The organism is Mesorhizobium tamadayense (assembly GCF_003863365.1).
Lineage (GTDB): Bacteria > Pseudomonadota > Alphaproteobacteria > Rhizobiales > Rhizobiaceae > Mesorhizobium > Mesorhizobium tamadayense.
Genome location: NZ_RQXT01000139.1, coordinates 1 through 1,828, shown reverse-complemented (window position 1 = coordinate 1,828; position 1,828 = coordinate 1). Strand labels below are relative to the sequence as shown.

1 protein-coding gene is annotated in these 1,828 nt (G+C 62.0%); it reads left to right on the top strand.

From position 1 onward, the window contains the following. Positions 1–180: 180 nt before the first annotated feature. A partial coding sequence (locus EH240_RS36790) for a GMC family oxidoreductase (RefSeq protein WP_125007219.1) occupies positions 181–1,828 on the top strand: 1,648 nt, incomplete at its 3' end.

Sequence of the window (1,828 nt, the reverse complement as noted above, 5' to 3'; positions counted from 1 at the left end):
TCATGGATACGGGAGTATCAGTATTTGAGGTGCGGCCCGGCATGGAGCGAGGGGAAGAAGCAGCAGACCTCGGCAAAATCTGCACGGCACTCGCTTCCGGCGATTTGGGTTTTGCGACGGGAACAATCGTCGAAGCCGACGGGGCCTCTTCAACTCCACGCCTCTGAAGGGAGCAACAGAATGGGCTTCGACTACATCATCACCGGAGCCGGGCCTGCCGGCTGCGTGCTCGCGAACCGGCTTTCGGAAGATCCGGCCGTGCGCGTGTTGTTGCTGGAGGCTGGCGGCGGAGATTGGAACCCGCTGTTCCACATGCCGGCGGGCTTCGCCAAGATGACCAAGGGCGTGGCCAGTTGGGGCTGGGAAACCGTGCCGCAGAAGCACATGAAAGGCCGAGTGCTGCGCTATACGCAGGCGAAAGTGATCGGCGGAGGTTCCTCAATCAATGCACAGCTCTATACGCGCGGCAATGCAGCCGATTACGATCTCTGGGCGACAGACGACGGCTGCGAGGGCTGGAGCTATCGTGAAATCCTGCCCTATTTTAAGCGCGCTGAGGACAACCAGCGTTTTGCCGACGACTACCATTCCTATGGCGGGCCGCTCGGCGTCTCCATGCCAGTCTCGAATCTCCCGATCTGCGACGCGTATATCCGCGCCGGCCAGGAACTCGGCGTTCCCTACAACCACGACTTCAACGGTCGCCAGCAGGCTGGCGTCGGCTTCTACCAGCTTACGCAACGCAATCGCCGTCGCTCCTCCGCCTCAATGGCCTATCTGTCGCCGATCAAGGGTCGGAGAAACCTTTCGATCCGCACCGGCGCTCGCGTCGCCCGCATCGTGCTGGAAGGCACCCGCGCCGTGGGCGTGGAGGTGGTGACTGCGAAGGGCATCGAAGCGATCCGGGCGGAACGCGAAGTACTCGTCTCCTCCGGCGCCATAGGCTCGCCCAAGTTACTCCTGCAGTCGGGCATCGGCCCGATCGATCATCTTAAATCTGTCGGAGTTCAGGTGAAACACGACCTACCGGGGGTTGGCTCAAACATGCAGGACCATCTCGACCTGTTCGTCATTTGCGAATGCACCGGCGACCACACCTATGACAACGTGGCGAAACTGCACCGCACCCTCTGGGCCGGTATCCAGTACGTACTCTTCCGCACTGGTCCGGTCGCCTCCTCGCTGTTCGAGACGGGCGGTTTTTGGTATGCGGACCCGGAGGCCCGCTCGCCCGACGTCCAGTTCCACCTCGGCCTCGGCTCCGGGATCGAGGCGGGAGTCGAGCGGCTGAAGAGCGCCGGTGTGACGCTGAACTCCACCTATCTGCATCCGCGCTCTCGCGGCACGGTTAGACTTTCTTCCGCCGATCCTTCGGCGGCCCCGCTGATCGACCCCAACTATTGGGAAGACCCGCACGACCGGAAAATGTCGATCGAGGGCCTGAAGATCGCCCGGGAGATCATGCAGCAGGCCGCCCTGGAACCTTTCGTGATGGCCGAGCGCCTGCCTGGACCAAAGGCCATGACGGACGAAGACTTGTTCATTTACGGGTGCGCCAATGCCAAGACCGATCACCACCCGGTCGGCACGTGCAAGATGGGTTTCGATTCCATGGCCGTCGTCGGGCTCGATCTCAAGGTCCATGGGTTGGAGGGCTTACGCGTTTGCGACTCCTCAGTCATGCCGCGGGTGCCGTCCTGCAACACCAATGCTCCGACGATCATGGTGGGCGAGAAGGGATCCGACATAATACGCAATCGTGCTCCGCTTCCTCCGGCTCTTTTCGAGCATGAACGCAACGACGCGCGCCCCCGCGCACGCACCAACA